Source organism: Pseudomonas sp. 8O (assembly GCF_902506495.1).
In the GTDB taxonomy this organism is placed as follows: Bacteria; Pseudomonadota; Gammaproteobacteria; order Pseudomonadales; family Pseudomonadaceae; genus Aquipseudomonas; species Aquipseudomonas chaetocerotis.
In genome coordinates this window covers 271,403-288,652 of record NZ_LR733265.1, presented here as the reverse complement: position 1 = coordinate 288,652, position 17,250 = coordinate 271,403, and the positions used below count along the sequence as shown (strand labels likewise).

Here is a 17,250-nt window from a genome sequence, read left to right as displayed (position 1 = left end):
TTTTTTTTGCATTGCTTCAGCGCGGCGTGATGCCTCTCAGCCCTTCTGCACGTTGCGAATCAGAAAGCTCAGCGCCTTGGCCAACTCACCTGCGCCCTGGTGATCACGCACGATGCTCAGCAGCGGACTGCCATCAGCCGGATTGAACAGCACGCAGCGGATACCGCCGGTCGGACACTCATAGCGGATGAACGGATCGATACCGAATACCGGCACACGCTGATTGCGCACCGAGATGGCGGTACCCTGCGCACCACGACTCTCCTCACGCAGGATAAGCTCACCGGCATTGCCGATATTGAAGCGATACAGCAGGTCCTGCCGCTGCGCCTGGCCAACCTGATAACCAGCGCGTAGGGCGTAGGTTTCCAGCAACGCGTTGCTGTGCGCGAGCAACGCATTGCGCTCGTTGTCGGTCAGATAAAGACGTTTGAGCCCGTCCAGATAAGCTGCCTGCTCGGTGCCCTGCAGCGTCGCCGCGTCATCGGCGTCGGCAACCGCGGGTATGGCCGTAAAAAGTGCTCCGCCAAGCACCATGGCCATGAGTTTTCTTGTCAGTCTCGCTTGCATGATGCACCCTTGCCGAACGCTATAGTGAAGTAGGCCTGAGCCCTAGCCTCCGTCCGTGCCGATGCGCCCTCTGGCAGCAGTGGCCCTGTACTGAGAACGGATGCCTCGCCTGGTCAGCATACTGGAAGCCCGCCGCCCAATGAAAAGCCATCCCGATGCCAGCGCACGCTCGGCAGCCGAGGTTGTGACGCAGTTGCCAGTGCCCTCGCGGCTTGGCATGTTGCGTTTCGAGCGCTTGAACGAGCCAAGCTGGGCACTGCTGTTTCTCGACCCGGCCTGCGAACGCCAGTTGGGTATCAGCGCCAGCGATCTCTGCGCGCTGGTGGATGCCCCCTACGCCAGTTTGATGGAGCCCGAGGCGCGCTATCGCCTGCACGACGCCATCCAGCAGCAATTGCTGCAAGGCCCGCATTACCTGGTGCGCTACACCCTGCATACACCGCAAGGTGCTCTGACCCTGCTGGAGATGGGCGAACCCTTCAAACAGCGCAACCGCCAGTTGCTGCGCGGCTATCTGCTGGTAGCGGACGAAAGCCTTGATCAGTTCGCCCCTGCCGAACAGGAGCTGCACACGCAGAATCAGCAACTGCGCAGCTCGCTGCAGCAATATCAGCGTACCCAGAATGACCACCTGCAACACCTCGCCCGTTCACGCACCCAGCAGCAACTGATCGTGCGCCTGGCGCGCCAGCGCTACACCTCCAGCGACCCACAGCAGGAAGCGGCCGAACTGATCACCCAGGCCGCCTGCGAGGTCTACGGTGTCGCTCGCGCCGGTATCTGGAAGCTGGGCAGCCATCATCTGGACTCCGTGTCGCTTTATCGCCGCGACCTGGACCGCCACGAACAACTACCGTCGATAAACGCGCGGAATTTCCCGCAGTATCTGCAAGCACTGCACAGCGGCCGAGCGATCGACGCGCACGACGCGCAGTGCGATCCTCGCACCTGCGAACTGACTGCAAGCTACCTGCAGCCGCTGGGCATCTGCTCGATGCTCGACGCCAGCATACGCATCGAAGGCGAAGTGGTCGGTGTACTCTGCCTGGAGCATATCGGCGGCACACGAACCTGGCAGGCCGACGAGATCGCCTTCGCCGGTGAGCTTGCCGATCAGTTCGCCCAGGTGCTGATCAACCAGCAGAAACGCAGCGCCACCAGCGCCCTGCATCTGTTCCAGCGCGCCGTCGAACAGAGCGCCAGCGCCTTTCTGCTGGTCGACCGCGACGGCCGGGTGGAGTACGTCAACCCCAGCTTCACCGCCATCACCCTGTACAGCAGCGACGAGGTCTGCGGCCATCGTCTCTCCGAACTGCCCGCCCTGACCAACCTCAGCGACCTGCTGTTCGATGCCAGCTCCAGTCTTGCCGAGCACAGCAGCTGGCAAGGCGAGTTCCGCAGCCGACGCAAGAATCTGGAGCCCTACTGGGGGCATCTGTCGATATCCAAGGTGTATGGCGACGACGGCGAGCTGACCCACTACATCGGCATCTACGAAGACGTCACCGAAGCCAAGCTCGCGCAGCAGCGCATCGAACGCCTGGCCTATACCGACAACCTGACCAACCTGGGCAATCGCCCCTCGTTCATCCGCAGCCTCGAACAACGCTTCGCTCAGCATACGCAGCAGCCACTCGTCCTGCTGCTGGTGGACATCGACAACTTCAAGCGGATCAACGACAGCCTCGGCCACCAGACCGGCGACAAGCTGCTCTCGGCCCTGGCCCGACGCCTGCGCAACAGCCTCGGCGCCAAGGGCACACTGGCACGCTTCGCCAGCAACGAATTCGCCATCCTGCTCGACGGTTGCGACCAGGACAGCGGCCTGCGCGTCGCTCATCAGGTGCTGCAGACCCTGGACAAGCCGCTGTTCGTCGATAACCAACTGATCAGCATCACCGGCTCGCTTGGCCTGGCCCTGGCCCCGGAGCATGGCGACGACCCGCAGACGCTGATGAAGCACGCTGGCCTCGCCCTGCACAAGGCCAAGGCCAACGGCAAGCATCAGGTGCAGCTGTTCACCGAAGAGCTCAACGCCGAGGCCAACTACAAGCTGTTCGTCGAGAACAACCTGCGCAGGGCCTTGACCCAGAGTGAATTGGAGGTCTTCTACCAGCCCAAGCTGTGCCTGAAAAACGGCCAGTTGCTGGGTTTGGAGGCGCTGCTGCGCTGGCACCATCCGGAGAAGGGCATGATCCGCCCTGACCAGTTCATCAGCGTCGCCGAGGAAACCGGCCTGATCATTCCCATTGGCAAATGGGTAGTACGCCAGGCCTGCCGCATGAGCAAGCAGATCGCCGCCATCGGCATGGGCGAACTGCAGGTGGCGATCAATCTGTCGCCCAAGCAGTTCTCCGATCCGGATCTGGTCGGCTCCATCGCCGCCATCCTGCATGAAGAACAGCTCGACCCGCGCCTGCTGGAACTGGAACTGACCGAGAGCCTGCTACTGGAAGCCACCGAGGACACCCGCCACCAGCTCGGCCGCCTCAAGAGCCTGGGCCTGACCCTGGCCATGGACGACTTCGGCACCGGCTATTCCTCGCTCAGCTACCTGAAGAAATTCCCCATCGACGTGATCAAGATCGATCGCAGCTTCATCAAGGATATTCCCGACAACCAGGACGACATGGAGATCACCTCAGCGGTGATTGCCATGGCCCACAACCTCAAGCTCAAGGTGGTCGCAGAAGGTATCGAGACTGGCGCCCAGCTCGGTTTCCTGCGCCGCCAGCAATGCGACGTAGGCCAAGGCTACCTGTTCGACAAGCCGATTCCCGGCCGCGAACTGATCGAAAGCCTGCGCCGCTACCCCTGCCGGCCACAGGCTGACCAACGGACGTAATACGCCGTACTGCGCGTAGTCCACTACCCACCAACTTCCAGGAGACCGTCATGGTTCTGCGTTCCCAGATTCTCGTTAACAAGGATGTCCTGCCAACTGCCGAGCAGGCCTTGCCCGGCCGCCCAGAGGCTATGCCAGTGGCGGATACTCACTATGTCAACGGCAACCCGATCAAAGCGCCCTTCCCCGCCGGCCTGCAACAGGCGGTATTCGGTCTCGGCTGCTTCTGGGGCGCCGAAAGACGCTTCTGGCAACAGCCTGGCGTGTTCAGCACAGCGGTCGGCTATGCCGGTGGCCGCACGCCCAACCCCACCTACGAGGAAGTCTGCTCTGGCCTGACCGGGCACACCGAAGTGGTGCTGGTGGTGTTCGATCCGCAGCAGACCAGCTTCGAAGCGCTGCTCAAAGTGTTCTGGGAAGTGCATAACCCGACGCAGGGCATGCGCCAGGGCAACGATCAGGGCACCCAGTACCGCTCGGCGATCTACTGCCAGGACGACGCTCAACTGAGCGCCGCCAAAGCCAGCCAGGCGCGCTTCCAGGCTGAGCTGGACAAGGCTGGAGTGGGCAGCATCACCACTGAAATCGCCGAGGCACCGACCTTCTACTACGCCGAGACCTATCACCAGCAATACCTGGCGAAGAATCCGGGCGGCTATTGCGGCCTGGGCGGAACAGGCGTATGTCTCCCCCCGGAATATTGAGCATGGGTAACGGGTCGTGGAGCTGAGCAGCATTTCCAGCCAGGTAGCGAGTCTGGCATCGGCGCAGAGCTCCGCGCAGATGTCGCTTGTGCTGCTGCGCAAGACGCTGGAACTGCAGGCCGCCAACATCAACGGACTGGTGCAGTCAGTTGCACCGGTCAGCGTCCCCAGCAATCCGCCCAACCTGGGCAACAGCATCGATGTGATGGCCTGAACAACTAATGCCTTCAGGCCATCAGTCGAACTAAACTGCAGGCAATTAGCCATCGATCGACGAGCCCGGCATGCCCGCCACTCTCCCCACCATCACCCCCGATCAGCTTTGCGTCGGCCTCTACGTTCATCTGGACCTGAGCTGGTGGGAGCATGATTTCGCCTTCAGCAATTTCAAGATCAAGGACGAAGCACAGCTTCGCGCCTTGCGTGCACTCAACCTGAAGCAGCTGCGCTATGACCCTGCGCGCAGCGACTGCCTGCCCGCGCCTCTCGTCGACAGCGTCACCCCCCCTCCTGTCGAAGAACCGCCGGTCGATCCGGAAAGTCAGGCACGTCAGGAACGCGTGGAGAAACTGCGTCACTTGCGCAGCCGCCTGGCCGAGGTGGATCGCCGCTTCATCGAGGCCAGCCAACGCATCAAGACGCTCAACCAGACCCTGCGCAGCCGCCCGGAAGACGCCATGCGCCAGGCAGGAGCGATCGTCGGCGAGATGGTCGAGACGCTGCTCGGCGCCCCAGGTGTGGTGCTGCATGGCATCACTGGCAAGGCGGCCGAGGACAGTTACTTCCATGCCCTCAACGTTACCGTGTTGTCCCTGCTGCTCGGGCGCCAGCTCGGCCTCGACAGCGAGGCCTGTCATAGCCTCGGCCTCGGCGCCCTGTTGCATGACATCGGCAAGCTGGAAGTACCGAGCAAGGTGCTACTCAAGCCCGAACCCCTGAGCCGCCCGGAGCAGCAACTGCTGCAGATGCACACCGACTTCGGCCTGCGCATGGGGCAGAAACTGATGCTCGATGACGAGGTGCTGCGCATCATCCACGAACATCACGAGCACTGTGACGGCAGTGGCTATCCACGCGGGCTGGGCGAGGCCGCTATCGGCCGCCTGAGTCGTCTGGTGGCCATCACCAACCATTTCGACGGGCTGTGCAACCCGCTCGATCCGCGCCAGGCCCTGAGCCCACACGAAGCCCTGGCGCTGATGTTCAAGCAGCAGCGCGAGCGCTTCGACGAGGTGGCATTGAAAGCCTTCGTTCGTGTGATGGGTATCTACCCGCCGGGTAGCCTGGTGCAGCTGGAAGATGAGCGCTATGCGCTGGTGCTGGGCATGAACCCGACTCAGGCGTTGAAACCGACGCTGATTCTCTACGACGCCGACACGCCCAAGCAGGAAGCCTTGATCGTCGATCTCGTCCAGGAGCCGAAGCTCGCCATCGCCCGCAGCCTGCGCCCCTCGCAGCTACCGCTGGAGGTACTGGAATACCTCAGCCCGCGGCGCAACCTGAGCTATCACATCGAGCCCAACCACAAGCCCGCTTGAGCCCCTTGTAGCCCGGATGCAATCCGGGGATCGAGGGCCACGGCCCCGGACTTCATTCGGGCTACGCGCTAAGTCGGCCGCGTCCCTCGTAGGGTGCACCGTGCGCACCGCCCCTCGCACTCGCTCAACCGGCCGACTTTTCCTCGATCAGCCAATTCAGGCGCCAACCGCCCTGGCTCTGGCCAAGCACATCGGCCAACCAGGGCAGGAGCTGCTTGAGCTCATCTTCCAGGCCCCATGGTGGGTTACTGATCACCAGGCCCGAGCCACTGAGGCGCGTGGCATCGTCCGGCGCGTGCACGTAAAGCTCTGCGCGCAGCAGCTTGGGCGCGGCGCTCTTGCTCAGGTCACGATAGAAGCGCGCCAACTGGCGCTCATCCTTGATCGGGTACCAGATCGCCACGATGGCCTGGCGCATACGCCCGTGCGCTTCGTTCAAAGCCTCGACGCAGCGCTGCAATTCATCGGTCTTCTCGAACGGCGGATCGATCAGCAGCAGCACGCGCTTCTCGCGCGTCGGCATCAGCGCTCGCGGCACGTGCCAGCCTTCGCCCAGGTGCACAGCGACGCGGCGATCGCCGCGCATGTTGTCCTTGAGCAGGCGGCCATCCTCGGGGTGCTTTTCGTTGAGCAGCAGAGAGTCCTGCTCGCGACTGAGCAGCCGCGCCAGCTCGGGCGAGCCGGGGTAATAGCGCAGTTCGCCATTCGGGTTCATCGCCCGCACCACCTCCAGATAGGCTTCCACTGCGTCCGGCAGTTGCGTGGCCTGCCAAAGACGAGCGATGCCCTCCTGGTATTCGCCGGTGCGAGTGGCCTGGTCGCCCCGTAGGTCGTAGAGGCCGATGCCGGCGTGGCTGTCGAGGTAGGCGAAGGGTGCTTCCTTGCGCGACAACAGGGCGATCAGACGGGTCAGCACCAGGTGCTTGAACACATCGGCGTGGTTGCCGGCATGGAAGGCGTGGCGGTAGTTCATGGAGGTCTCCGAAGCGGTCGCCAAGTTTACCCGTTGAAAGGGCTTTACGCGCGCATCAGCTCCAGCAACAAGGCCAGCGGCGGGTGCTCACCGGCGTCGCGACGGCGCACCAACAATGTAGTCGTCGCGCCAAGCTCAGGGGCGATGGCCTGATACTGCACCAGGTGCACACGCGGGTGACTATCGAGCAGACTGCGTGGCAACAGGCCGATACCCATGCCGGCAGCAATGCCGGCAAAGATGGCGTCGATGGAGCCATAGCTCTGCCGCGCCGCCACCTGCAAACCACGACTGACCGCCCAACGTTCCAGGCGCTCGCGGTAATGGCACCCATCGGGGAAACCCAGCAGGGTCTGCGGCCGACTCTCCAACTGGGTGCCATCCTGCTCGGGCGGCAGCACCAGCATCAGTTCCTCCTGCCAGATAGGCAGGCAGTCGAGCTGAGGATGCTCGAACGGCCCACCGATCAATCCGCCGTCCAGCTCCCCGGATAACACACCCTCGACCAGTCGCCGGCTCGGCCCGGTGCTGAGTTGCAGGTTCACCCGCGGAGCCCGCTGATGGAAAGCCGCCAGCAGCTCCGGCAGGCGCACTGCCGCAGTAGTTTCCATCGACCCAAGGCGTAGATCGCCGCTCCAGATATCTTCTTGCACGCTGCGCCAGGCCATCTGGCAGAGCTGCTCCAGGTTTTCGGCGTGTGGCAACAGGCGTTCACCCGCTGGCGTCAGCCGCAAGCGCTGGCCCCGACGCAGGAACAGTCGCGTATCGAGCTGTTGCTCCAGTTGCCGCAGGCGCGCCGAGACGTTCGACGGTACGCAACTCAGGCGCAAGCCTGCGGCGCTCAACGAACCTTCACGCGCCACAGCGAGGAAGTAGCGGAACAACTGAGGATTGAGTCGCTGCCAGGCACCCATGACTTCACCAAAAGTGAAAATTGACCGCAGTATTTTTCACTAACGATCAGTTAGCGACAACGACTATGGTGCGCGGCACGACCGGAGGCCAAATGCCCAGATTCGACCGCACCCACTTCAACGCCTTGCTCGCCGCCGCTCTGGCGCTGGTTGTCGTGCATGCTCTCGGCCGCTTTGCCTATACCCCACTGTTACCTCTGCTGCTCGATGACGGTTTGTTCGACCTCGCCGAAGGCGCCCAGTTGGCGACCTGGAACTATCTCGGCTATCTGCTCGGCGCCCTGCTCGCACTGCCCATGGCCAATCCACGCGGCTTGCGCCTGGGCCTGCCAGCGGCGCTGCTGATCAACGCCGGTCTGACCCTGGGACAGGCTTTCGTCCATGACTTCGCCGGACTCGCGGCACTGCGCCTGGCCAATGGCATCAGCAACGGCATTGTCTTCGTGCTCGCACCAGCGCTGGTACTGGAGTGGCTGGCCTTGCGCCAAGCGACGGTACTGAGCGGCCTGGTTTACCTGGGCCTGGGCGGCGGCATGCTGTTGTGCGGCCTGCTGGTGGCCATCACGCCCTGGCAAGGGCCGATGCGCTGGTTGCTCATGGCCCTCTGCGCCCTGCCTTTGGCCCTGCTATGCGCCCCCATGCTGCGACGCCTGGCACAACAGCTACCCGAAAAGCCTCACGCGACCACTCAAGCGCCACTCTTCGACAGGCGAACTCGACCGCTGTTGATGGCTTACCTCGGTGCTGGTCTGGGCTACATACTGCCACTGACCTTCCTGCCGGCACTGGCTCGGGAGCAGTTGCCCGCCGACCATCCGCTGCTGATCGGCAACTGGTGGTGGACCGCGCTTGCCTGTCTGGTATCGGCGACCCTGTGGAACCACGCAGGCGCCTGGCTGGGTGATCGCCGCGCCCTGCTGGCCAACTACCTGCTGCAACTGTTCGGCGTGGTTATGCCAATTCTGCTGCCCGGATCGATCGGCGTGATGGCCTGCGCCCTGCTGGTGGGCGGCACCTTTCTCGGCACCGTGCTGCTGACCCAGCGCCTGGCTCGCGCCCTCAACCCAGGCCAGGGCTTGCGCCTGGCGGCGCTGCTGATCAGTCTCTATGGCGGCAGCCAGTTGCTCGGTCCCTGGCTGGTGGAACATTGGACTGCCGCCGGGCATAGCCTCACAAGCAGTTTTTCCATTGGTGCGGCTGCACTGCTCTGGGCCCTGTTCTGGGCTTGGCGCGTGGCCGAACCGCAACCCGACCGCTGAAACGGAGCCATCCCATGCATTTACCTGACCTGCTTGGCAGCGAACTTCCCCTGATCCAGGCACCAATGGCCGGTTCACAGGATCACCGCCTGGCCGCCGCCGTGAGCCAGGCCGGTGGCCTGGGCTCGATTCCCTGCGCGATGCTCGCCCCTGCTGCCCTGCGCCAGGCGCTGCAAGCGATGCGCGGCCTGACCGAGCGGCCGTTCAACCTCAATTTCTTCAGTCACATACCGCCACAGCCTGACATGACGCGCGATACAGCCTGGCGTGAAACGCTGGCGCCCTACTATGTCGAGCTAGGCGTGGACCCGGCAGATATCGCCAGCGGACCAGGACGCCTGCCGTTCAACGCAGAGGCTGCCGAACTGGTGGAAGAGTTCCGCCCTGCGGTGGTCAGCTTCCACTTCGGCCTACCGGAAGAGGCCTTGCTAAAGCGAGTCCGTGACAGCGGGGCGAAGATCCTCTCCAGCGCCACCACCCTGGACGAAGCACTGTGGCTGCAGGAGCGCGGCGTCGATGCAGTGATCGCCCAGGGCCTGGAGGCTGGCGGCCATCGCGGGCACTTTCTGGATGTCGACCTTAGCCGTCAGCTCGGCACCTTCGCTCTGTTACCACAGCTGGTGGATGCGCTGTCTGTGCCGGTGATTGCCGCCGGCGGCATCAGCGATGCCCGTGGCGTGGCGGCGGCCATGGCCCTCGGCGCAGCCGGCGTGCAGGTTGGTAGTGCGTACTTGCTGTGCCCGGAAGCCACGACCAGCGTCCTGCACCGCGCTGCACTGCAAAGCCCGGCGGCGCGCCACACGGCGCTGACCAACCTGTTCAGCGGGCGCCCGGCGCGCGGCATCGTCAATCGCCTGATGCGCGAGCTGGGGCCGCTGAGCACGCAGGCACCAGCCTTCCCCCTGGCCACTGCAGCCATCGCGCCGTTGCGCGCAGCGGCCGAGGCGCAGGGCAGCGGCGACTTTTCACCGCTGTGGGCCGGGCAGAACGTCGCGAGTTGTCGCCCCATGCCCGCAGCCGAGCTGACGCGCGAGCTGGCACAAGGCTTTGAAACCCATCGCGACTGAGATCACGCCCCGCACCCCGCTCGCCCTGCCTGTTGCAATCGCACAGCCCATCGCGGCTGAAGCCGCTCCTACGGTGCAGAGATGGCAGGGTGGTGTGGCGCTTTATCACCGTGACTGATGATACTGGGCAGCCGGGCAACGGACTGCCTAGACTCGGACGATCATCAGGAGGCCCGTTCCATGTCCGAGACCCTGCTCAGCTCCCGCAATCTGGCGTTCGAACTCTATGAGGTGCTCGACGCCGAAGCCCTGACCCAGCGCCCGCGCTTCGCCGATCACAACCGCGAGACCTTCGACGCGGCGATCAGCACCGCACGCGGCATCGCCGAGGCGCTGTTCGCCCCGCACAATCGCAGGAACGACGAGCACGAGCCGCAGTACGTCGATGGTGGAGCGGTGCTGATCCCGGAGGTTGAACCCGCCTTGCGCGCCTTCCACGAAGCCGGTTTTCTCAATGCCACCCGTGACTTCGAACACGGCGGCATGCAACTGCCCAACCTGCTGTCGCAGGCCTGCTTCGCGCATTTCCAGTCGGCCAACATCGCCACCAGCTCCTACTCGATGCTGACCATGGGCGTGGCTAATCTGATCGAGGCCTTCGGCAACCAGGAGCAGAAATCACGCTACCTGCAGCCGATCATCGACGGCCGCTTTTTCGGCACCATGGCGCTGACCGAGCCGCATGCAGGCTCCTCGCTGTCGGACATCCGCACCCGCGCCGAGCCGCATGCCGATGGCAGCTACCGGATCAAGGGCAACAAGATATTCATCTCCGGCGGCGACCAGCCGATCTCCGAGAACATCGTGCACATGGTGCTGGCCAAACTGCCGGACGCACCGCCCGGCGTTAAGGGCATCAGCCTGTTCCTGGTGCCCAAGTTCCACGTCAATGACGACGGCAGTCTGGGCGCGCGCAACGACGTGACCCTGGCCGGCCTGTTCCACAAGATGGGCTGGCGCGGCACCACGTCCACCGCGCTCAATTTCGGTGACAACGGCGAATGTGTCGGCTATCTGGTAGGCAAGCCGCACGCCGGCCTCTCCTACATGTTCCAGATGATGAACGAGGCGCGCATCGGCGTCGGCATGGGCGCGATCATGCTTGGCTACGCCGGCTACCTCTATTCGCTGGACTACGCGCGTAATCGCCCGCAGGGCCGCCAACCCGATGGCAAGGACCCGAGCAGTCCGCAGATTTCCATCGTCGAGCACGCCGACGTACGGCGCATGCTGCTGACGCAGAAGGCCTACGTCGAAGGTGCCTTCGACCTCGGCCTGTACGCCGCGCGTTTGTTCGACGACACCCACACCCTGGAAACCGCCGAAGAGCGCACCCGCGCTCTGGAGCTGCTCGACCTGCTCACGCCCATCGTCAAGTCCTGGCCGTCGGAGTTCTGCCTCAAGGCCAACGAACTGGCCATCCAGATACTCGGCGGCCATGGCTACACCCGCGAATACCCGGTGGAGCAGTACTACCGCGACAACCGCCTCAACCCGATCCACGAAGGCACCCATGGCATCCAGTCGCTCGACCTGCTCGGGCGCAAGGTCTCGCAGAATGGCGGCGCCGCCCTCAAGCAACTGCTCAAGCTAATCAACGATTGCTGCCAGCGCGCCAGCACGTATGAAACGCTCGATGCCCTGCGCCAGCCCCTGGAACAACTGCTGGCACGCCTGCAGGTGGTGACCCTGGCGCTGCTGGGCGATCTGATGAGCGGCAAGGTCAACCAGGGCCTGGCCAACTCGGCGTTGTACCTGAAGGTGTTCGGTCACACGGTGATCGGCTGGCGCTGGCTGGAGCAGGCAATTCGCGCCGAAGAAGGCCTGGCCCGCACGGACAATGCCGAGGAGCAGGCCTTCTATCGCGGCAAGCTGCAGGCGGCGCGCTACTTCTTGACCTGGGAGGTGCCGAGCTGCCACCACGACCTGGCCATTCTCGAAGCACGCGACGACACCTGCCTGAGCATGCAGGACGCCTGGTTCTGAAACCGAGCCTGACGCCCGGGCACCCCAACGTGGGCGCTTCGGGGCAATCTGGAAAAATGTAATAACCTTTTTGACAGCGGCACGAAGGCTGCGGTTAGAATCCCTGGCACGCGCCATGCATAACGGCGCACCCAATGACCCAGCCAGGAGTAGCGCCGTTGGATGCCAGCGCCATCAACAATCTGTTCTTGATCGGCGCCTTGCTGGTGGCGGCCAGTATTCTGGTCAGCGCGTTCGGCACACGTTTCGGCATCCCCATCCTGGTGATCTTCCTCGCCGTCGGTATGCTCGCCGGCACCGACGGCCCTGGCGGCATCGTCTTCAACAACTACCCCCTGGCCTACCTGGTCGGCAACCTGGCGTTGGCGGTGATCCTGCTCGACGGCGGCATGCGCACACGAGTCTCCAGCTTCCGTGTGGCCTTGTGGCCGTCGCTGTCACTGGCGACGGTGGGCGTGGTGGTAACCGCAGGCCTGACCGGCCTGGCTGCCACCTGGCTGTTCAATCTGACCCTGCTGGAAGGCTTGCTGATCGGCGCCATCGTCGGCTCCACCGATGCGGCGGCGGTGTTCTCTCTGCTCGGCGGACGCGGCCTCAACGAGCGGGTCAGTTCCACACTGGAAATCGAGTCCGGTAGCAACGACCCGATGGCGGTATTCCTCACCGTCACCCTGATCGCCATGCTCGCCAGCGGCCAGACCGGCTTCAGCTGGGATCTGCCGATTCAGCTGGTGCAGCAATTCGGCCTTGGTGCCCTGCTGGGTCTCGGCGGCGGCTGGCTGCTGCTCAAGCTGATCAACCGCATGGAACTGGCCACCGGCCTTTACCCGCTGCTGGTAGTCAGCGGCGGCCTGATCATCTTCGCCATCACCACCGCCGTCGGCGGCAGCGGCATCCTCGCCATCTACCTGTGCGGTCTGTTGCTGGGTAACCGGCCGATACGTTCGCGTCACGGCATCCTGCACATGCTCGACGGCCTGACCTGGCTGGCGCAGATCGGCATGTTCCTGGTGCTCGGCCTGCTGATCACGCCGCACGAACTGCTACCCATCGCCCTGCCGGCGCTGGCCTTGGCGCTGTGGATGATTCTCTTCGCGCGGCCGCTGTCGATCTTCCTCGGCCTGCTGCCTTTCCGCGCCTTCCACGATCGCGAGCGGATCTTCATCGCCTGGGTCGGCCTGCGCGGCGCCGTGCCCATCATCCTCGCCGTGTTCCCGCTGATGGCCGGCCTGCCCAATGCGCAGCTGTTCTTCAACGTGGCGTTCTTCATCGTGATCATCTCCCTGCTGCTGCAAGGCACCAGCCTGCCGCTGGCCGCCAAGTTGATGCGCGTCACCGTGCCGCCAGAGCCAGCCCCTGTATCACGCGCAGGCCTGGAAGTGCATCCGACCAGCCAGTGGGAGTTGTTCGTCTACCGTCTGGGCGCGGAAAAGTGGTGCATCGGAGCCGCCCTGCGCGAGCTGAACATGCCCGAAGGCACTCGTATCGCCGCGCTGTTTCGTGGCCGCGATCTGCTTCACCCCTCGGGCAGTACCCGCCTGGAGGCTGGAGATCTGCTCTGCGTGATCGGCCACGAACACGATCTGCCCGCGCTCGGCAAGCTGTTCAGCCAGGCGCCCAAGCGTGGTCAGGACCTGCGTTTCTTCGGCGATTTCGTGCTGGAAGGCGACGCCGAACTTAGCGCGGTTGCTGCACTCTATGGTCTGAAGCTGGATGACGTGGAAGGCAATCAGCCACTGGGGCGCTTCATCGCCCACGAAATCGGTGGCGAGCCCGTAGTTGGCGACCAGGTCGAATGGCAGGGTCTGACCTGGACGGTGGCGGCCATGGAAGGGAACAAGGTACGCAAGGTTGGCGTCAAATTCCCCGAAGGCACACGTCCCGGGCCAGGGCTGCACTTCTAGCAAGCGGGTGAATTGTCCCTGCCAGGACTCTGCTAGCATCAGCATCAAGCGCGGGCCACCAGGCCCGCGCACTCGTTGTGCCGCGGATAACTCAATCGTCATCGCTCACTCAGTAGATCAATCGACCATGCCTCTGTCGCGCCTCTCCCTAGTAGCCATCCTGTTTGCCCTGTGTCTCGGCATCCCGCAGGTGTTCGCCGAGGAACCACCCCAAGCCGAGAGTGTGCAGCAGAGCCTGGACAGCCTGGCTGACCGCAAGCTGCCAGAGGCCGAGCAGCTGGCGCTCAAGCAAACGCTGGAGCAGACGCTGCGCATGCTTAAGGACCGGCAGGCTGCCGATCAGCGCCTCAGTGATCTACGCAAACAGCTGGACGAGGCACCGCGCCTGATCAGCGAAGCCCAACGCGACCTTGCTCGCCTCAAGGCCAGTCCCGATCAGCCGGTGACCGAACGCCATGCACGCACATCACTGGCGCAGCTGGAACAACTACTTAACGAGCGCGCCAATCAGCTCAGCGAATGGAACAAGGCGATCATCGAAGCCAACAGCATGGTGATCACCGCGCAGACCCGACCGGAACGTGCCCAATCAGAGATCAGTCAGAACCAGACACGCAGCCAGCTGATCAACGATGCGCTCAAGAGCGGCCGCTATGACGGCAAAACGCTGACCCCGGAACGCCGCGACCAGCTCAATGCAGAGCTGGCGTTGCTCGCAGCGCAGACGCAGCTGCGCCGCCAGGAGCTGGCAGGCAACAGCCTGCTGCAGGATCTGGGCGGTGCCCAGCGCGCCCTGCTCGAAGAACGCATCAACCGCGCCGAACAGGAACGTCAGGCACTGCAGAGCCTGATCAACGACCGCCGCCGCGCCGAATCGGAGCAGACCGTCGCCGAGCAGTCGCTGGAGGCCGAACGCGCCAGTTCGGACAAACTGCTGGCCAAGGAAAGCACGCTCAACCTCAAGCTGTCCGACTACCTGCTACGCGCGACCGACCGCCTGAACAGCCTGACCGAGCAGAACCTCCAGACCCGCCAGCAGCTGGACAACCTGGCGCAGGCCGATCAGGCCCTGGACGAGCAGATTCGCGTGCTGCAGGGCAGCCTGCTGCTGTCGAAGATTCTCTACCAGCAAAAGCAGGCTCTGCCAAAGCTGAAGCTCGAAGACGGCGCGCTCGCCGACGAGATCGCCGATATTCGCCTCTACCAGTTCGAGCTGAACAAACAGCGCGATGAGATCAGCGATCCAGGTCGCTATGTGGACGATCTGCTGGCCAATCAGCCAGACGAGGAAATCACCAAGGAACTGCGCACTGCTCTGCTGGAGCAGCTCGACACGCGCCGTGAGTTACTCGACCGCCTGAACCGCTCACTGAATGCGCTGCTCAACGAGTCGATCACCCTGCAACTCAATCAGAAGGAGCTGCAGAGCACTGCCAGCAGCCTGCGCGCGACCATCGATGAGCAGATGTTCTGGATTCCCAGCAATAAACCGCTCGACCTCGAATGGCTGAAGTCAGCGCCACGTCACCTTCAGCAGCAATTGGCCGACATGCCCTGGGGCATGGCCATCAGCGAGCTCGGCGCCGGTTTGTTCGAGCGCCCCCTGGTGTTCCTGCCGCTGATTCTGCTCTGCGCCCTGATCCTCTGGCGACGCCAGTACCTGTTCAGCAAGCTCAGCGCCCTGCATGGCGACATCGGCCACTACAAGCACGACAGCCAGCTGCATACACCGATGGCACTGGGTCTGAACATCATCCTCGCACTGCCGGTCACATTGTTCCTGGCGCTCTGCGGCTATGCCCTGCTGCATGATGCGCGCGGGCAGAACCTCTATCTGGGCGCCGCGCTCTATGAAATGGCAGAAGCCTGGCTGGTGTTCTATACCCTGCACCGGATTCTTTCCCCAGACGGCGTAGCCATACTGCACTTCCACTGGCCACCAGCCAACGTCGCGTTCTTCCGTCAGCACCTGCGTCGCCTGGGCCTGGTGGTTATGGCGCTGGTGGCCGTGGTGAGCATTGCCGAACACCAGCCGGCGAGCCTGGCCAACGACGTCATCGGCATCGCCGTGGTCCTGAGCTGCTACGCCCTGATGGCCTGGCTGCTGTTCCATCTGCTGTTCAGCGCACCGCTGCGCGAGAACACCTCCGCCTTGCGCACCAGCGTCGGCGTGCTGTTCAACCTGCTGCCACTGGCGCTGATCGGTGCGGTTGCCTTCGGCTATTACTACACGGCGCTCAAGCTCACCGACCGATTGATCGACACCCTCTATCTGCTGATCATCCTGCTCATCGTCGAGGCCACTCTGGTGCGCGGGCTGAACGTGGCGGCACGACGCCTTGCCTATCAGCGTGCCCTGGCCAAACGCCAGGCCCAGAGCAAGGAGGGCGCCGAAGGCGAAGCGGTGATCGAAGAGCCGACGCTCGATATCGAGCAGGTCAACCAGCAATCGCTGCGCCTTATCCGTCTGGCCCTGCTGGGCGGCTTCCTGGTCTGCCTGTACTGGGTCTGGGCCGACCTGATCGGTGTTTTCACCTACCTCGATACGATCAATCTCTACGAGTACAGCAGCGGTACCGGGAACAATGCGACGCTGGTGCCCATCAGCCTGATGGACGTGATCGGTGCGTTGATCATCGTCGCCATCACCGTGGCCCTGGCGCGCAACCTGCCGGGTCTGCTCGAGGTGCTGGTACTGTCGCGCATGCGCCTGGCGCAGGGCAGCGCCTATGCCACCACCACCCTGCTGTCCTACGTGCTGGTGGGTATCGGTATCGTCACCACCCTGTCCACCCTGGGGGTGAGCTGGGACAAGTTGCAATGGCTGGTGGCAGCGCTGTCAGTGGGCCTGGGCTTCGGCCTGCAGGAAATCTTCGCCAACTTCATCTCCGGCCTGATCATCCTGTTCGAGCGCCCGGTGCGTATTGGCGACGTGGTAACCATCGGCAACCTGTCTGGCACTGTCAGCAAGATCCGCATCCGCGCCACCACCATCACCGACTTCGACCACAAGGAAATCATCGTTCCGAACAAGACCTTCATCACCGGCCAGTTGATCAACTGGTCGCTGAGCGACACGGTGACCCGCGTCACCCTCAAGGTCGGTGTCGGCTATGGTTCGGACCTCGATCTGGTACGCAAGCTGCTACTGCAGGCCGCGCAGGAAAACCACCGCGTGCTCAAGGATCCGGCGCCGCTGGTGTACTTCCTCAACTTTGGTGAAAGCACGCTGGATCACGAACTGCGCATCCATGTGCGCGACCTCGGCGACCGCAACCCAGCCACCGACGAGATAAACCGCTTCATCGACCGCGAGTTCCCGAAGAACGGCATCAACATCGCGTTCCGCCAGGTCGAGGTGTATGTGAAGAACCTGGAGCATGGTGAGCAAAAGCTCGACCAGAAGGACCTGGCCAAAGCCGCAGCCGCCGGCGCTGCCAGCGTGCAGCAGCCGCCGACACCGCCCGTAGCGCCCTAAGATCGATAGGAA

At 63.6% G+C, this 17,250-nt stretch carries 12 protein-coding genes; 9 read left to right on the top strand and 3 right to left on the bottom strand.

Features of this window, described 5'->3' with window-relative positions; all coding sequences use genetic code 11:
* Positions 1-36: 36 nt before the first annotated feature.
* Positions 37-543 carry a hypothetical protein gene (locus GV002_RS14930; protein WP_160019163.1) on the bottom strand — a complete coding sequence of 169 codons (507 nt, stop codon included), beginning with the start codon at positions 541-543 and terminating at the stop codon, positions 37-39.
* A 166-nt stretch (positions 544-709) separates the two neighbouring features.
* Here GV002_RS14930 and GV002_RS14925 point away from each other — a divergent pair, with 166 nt between their 5' ends.
* The 4 genes from GV002_RS14925 to GV002_RS14910 all read left to right on the top strand — a co-directional run bounded on the left by GV002_RS14925 (position 710) and on the right by GV002_RS14910 (position 5,657).
* Entirely contained in the window at positions 710-3,415 is a 2,706-nt protein-coding gene (locus GV002_RS14925) for a putative bifunctional diguanylate cyclase/phosphodiesterase (protein ID WP_160019162.1), read from the top strand.
* A 50-nt stretch (positions 3,416-3,465) separates the two neighbouring features.
* Complete coding sequence (gene msrA / locus GV002_RS14920) at positions 3,466-4,119, top strand: peptide-methionine (S)-S-oxide reductase MsrA (RefSeq protein ID WP_160019161.1); 654 nt, start codon at positions 3,466-3,468, stop codon at positions 4,117-4,119.
* Positions 4,120-4,135: 16 nt separating this feature from the next.
* Positions 4,136-4,333 (top strand): putative motility protein, encoded by a 198-nt coding sequence (locus GV002_RS14915; RefSeq protein ID WP_160019160.1) that lies wholly within the window; start codon positions 4,136-4,138, stop codon positions 4,331-4,333.
* 70 nt (positions 4,334-4,403) lie between these two features.
* Complete coding sequence (locus GV002_RS14910; RefSeq protein ID WP_160019159.1) at positions 4,404-5,657, top strand: HD-GYP domain-containing protein; 1,254 nt, start codon at positions 4,404-4,406, stop codon at positions 5,655-5,657.
* A gap of 124 nt (positions 5,658-5,781) precedes the next feature.
* Here the strand turns inward: GV002_RS14910 and GV002_RS14905 are convergent, their stop codons facing one another.
* Together GV002_RS14905 and GV002_RS14900 are read right to left on the bottom strand one after the other, a co-directional pair.
* A complete protein-coding gene (locus tag GV002_RS14905) occupies positions 5,782-6,630 on the bottom strand; it encodes a 23S rRNA (adenine(2030)-N(6))-methyltransferase RlmJ (protein WP_160019158.1) in 849 nt (282 codons plus the stop codon).
* A 44-nt stretch (positions 6,631-6,674) separates the two neighbouring features.
* Entirely contained in the window at positions 6,675-7,544 is an 870-nt protein-coding gene (locus GV002_RS14900) for a LysR substrate-binding domain-containing protein (RefSeq protein WP_160019157.1), read from the bottom strand.
* A gap of 92 nt (positions 7,545-7,636) precedes the next feature.
* On the opposite strand from GV002_RS14900, the gene GV002_RS14895 reads away from it, so the two are divergent.
* The 5 genes from GV002_RS14895 (at position 7,637) to mscK (ending at position 17,238) form a co-directional block, all read left to right on the top strand.
* On the top strand, positions 7,637-8,803 hold the full coding sequence (locus tag GV002_RS14895) for a YbfB/YjiJ family MFS transporter (protein ID WP_160019156.1): 1,167 nt from the start codon (positions 7,637-7,639) through the stop codon (positions 8,801-8,803).
* 14 nt (positions 8,804-8,817) lie between these two features.
* Positions 8,818-9,870 carry an NAD(P)H-dependent flavin oxidoreductase gene (locus tag GV002_RS14890; protein ID WP_160019155.1) on the top strand — a complete coding sequence of 351 codons (1,053 nt, stop codon included), beginning with the start codon at positions 8,818-8,820 and terminating at the stop codon, positions 9,868-9,870.
* A gap of 180 nt (positions 9,871-10,050) precedes the next feature.
* Positions 10,051-11,856, top strand: a complete 1,806-nt coding sequence (locus GV002_RS14885; RefSeq protein ID WP_160019154.1) for an acyl-CoA dehydrogenase — start codon at positions 10,051-10,053, stop codon at positions 11,854-11,856.
* A 158-nt stretch (positions 11,857-12,014) separates the two neighbouring features.
* Positions 12,015-13,760: a potassium/proton antiporter gene (locus GV002_RS14880; protein WP_160020170.1), complete on the top strand. Its 1,746-nt coding sequence runs from the start codon at positions 12,015-12,017 to the stop codon at positions 13,758-13,760.
* Between the two features lie 127 nt (positions 13,761-13,887).
* Entirely contained in the window at positions 13,888-17,238 is a 3,351-nt protein-coding gene (gene mscK, locus GV002_RS14875) for a mechanosensitive channel MscK (protein ID WP_160019153.1), read from the top strand.
* Positions 17,239-17,250 lie beyond the last annotated feature (12 nt).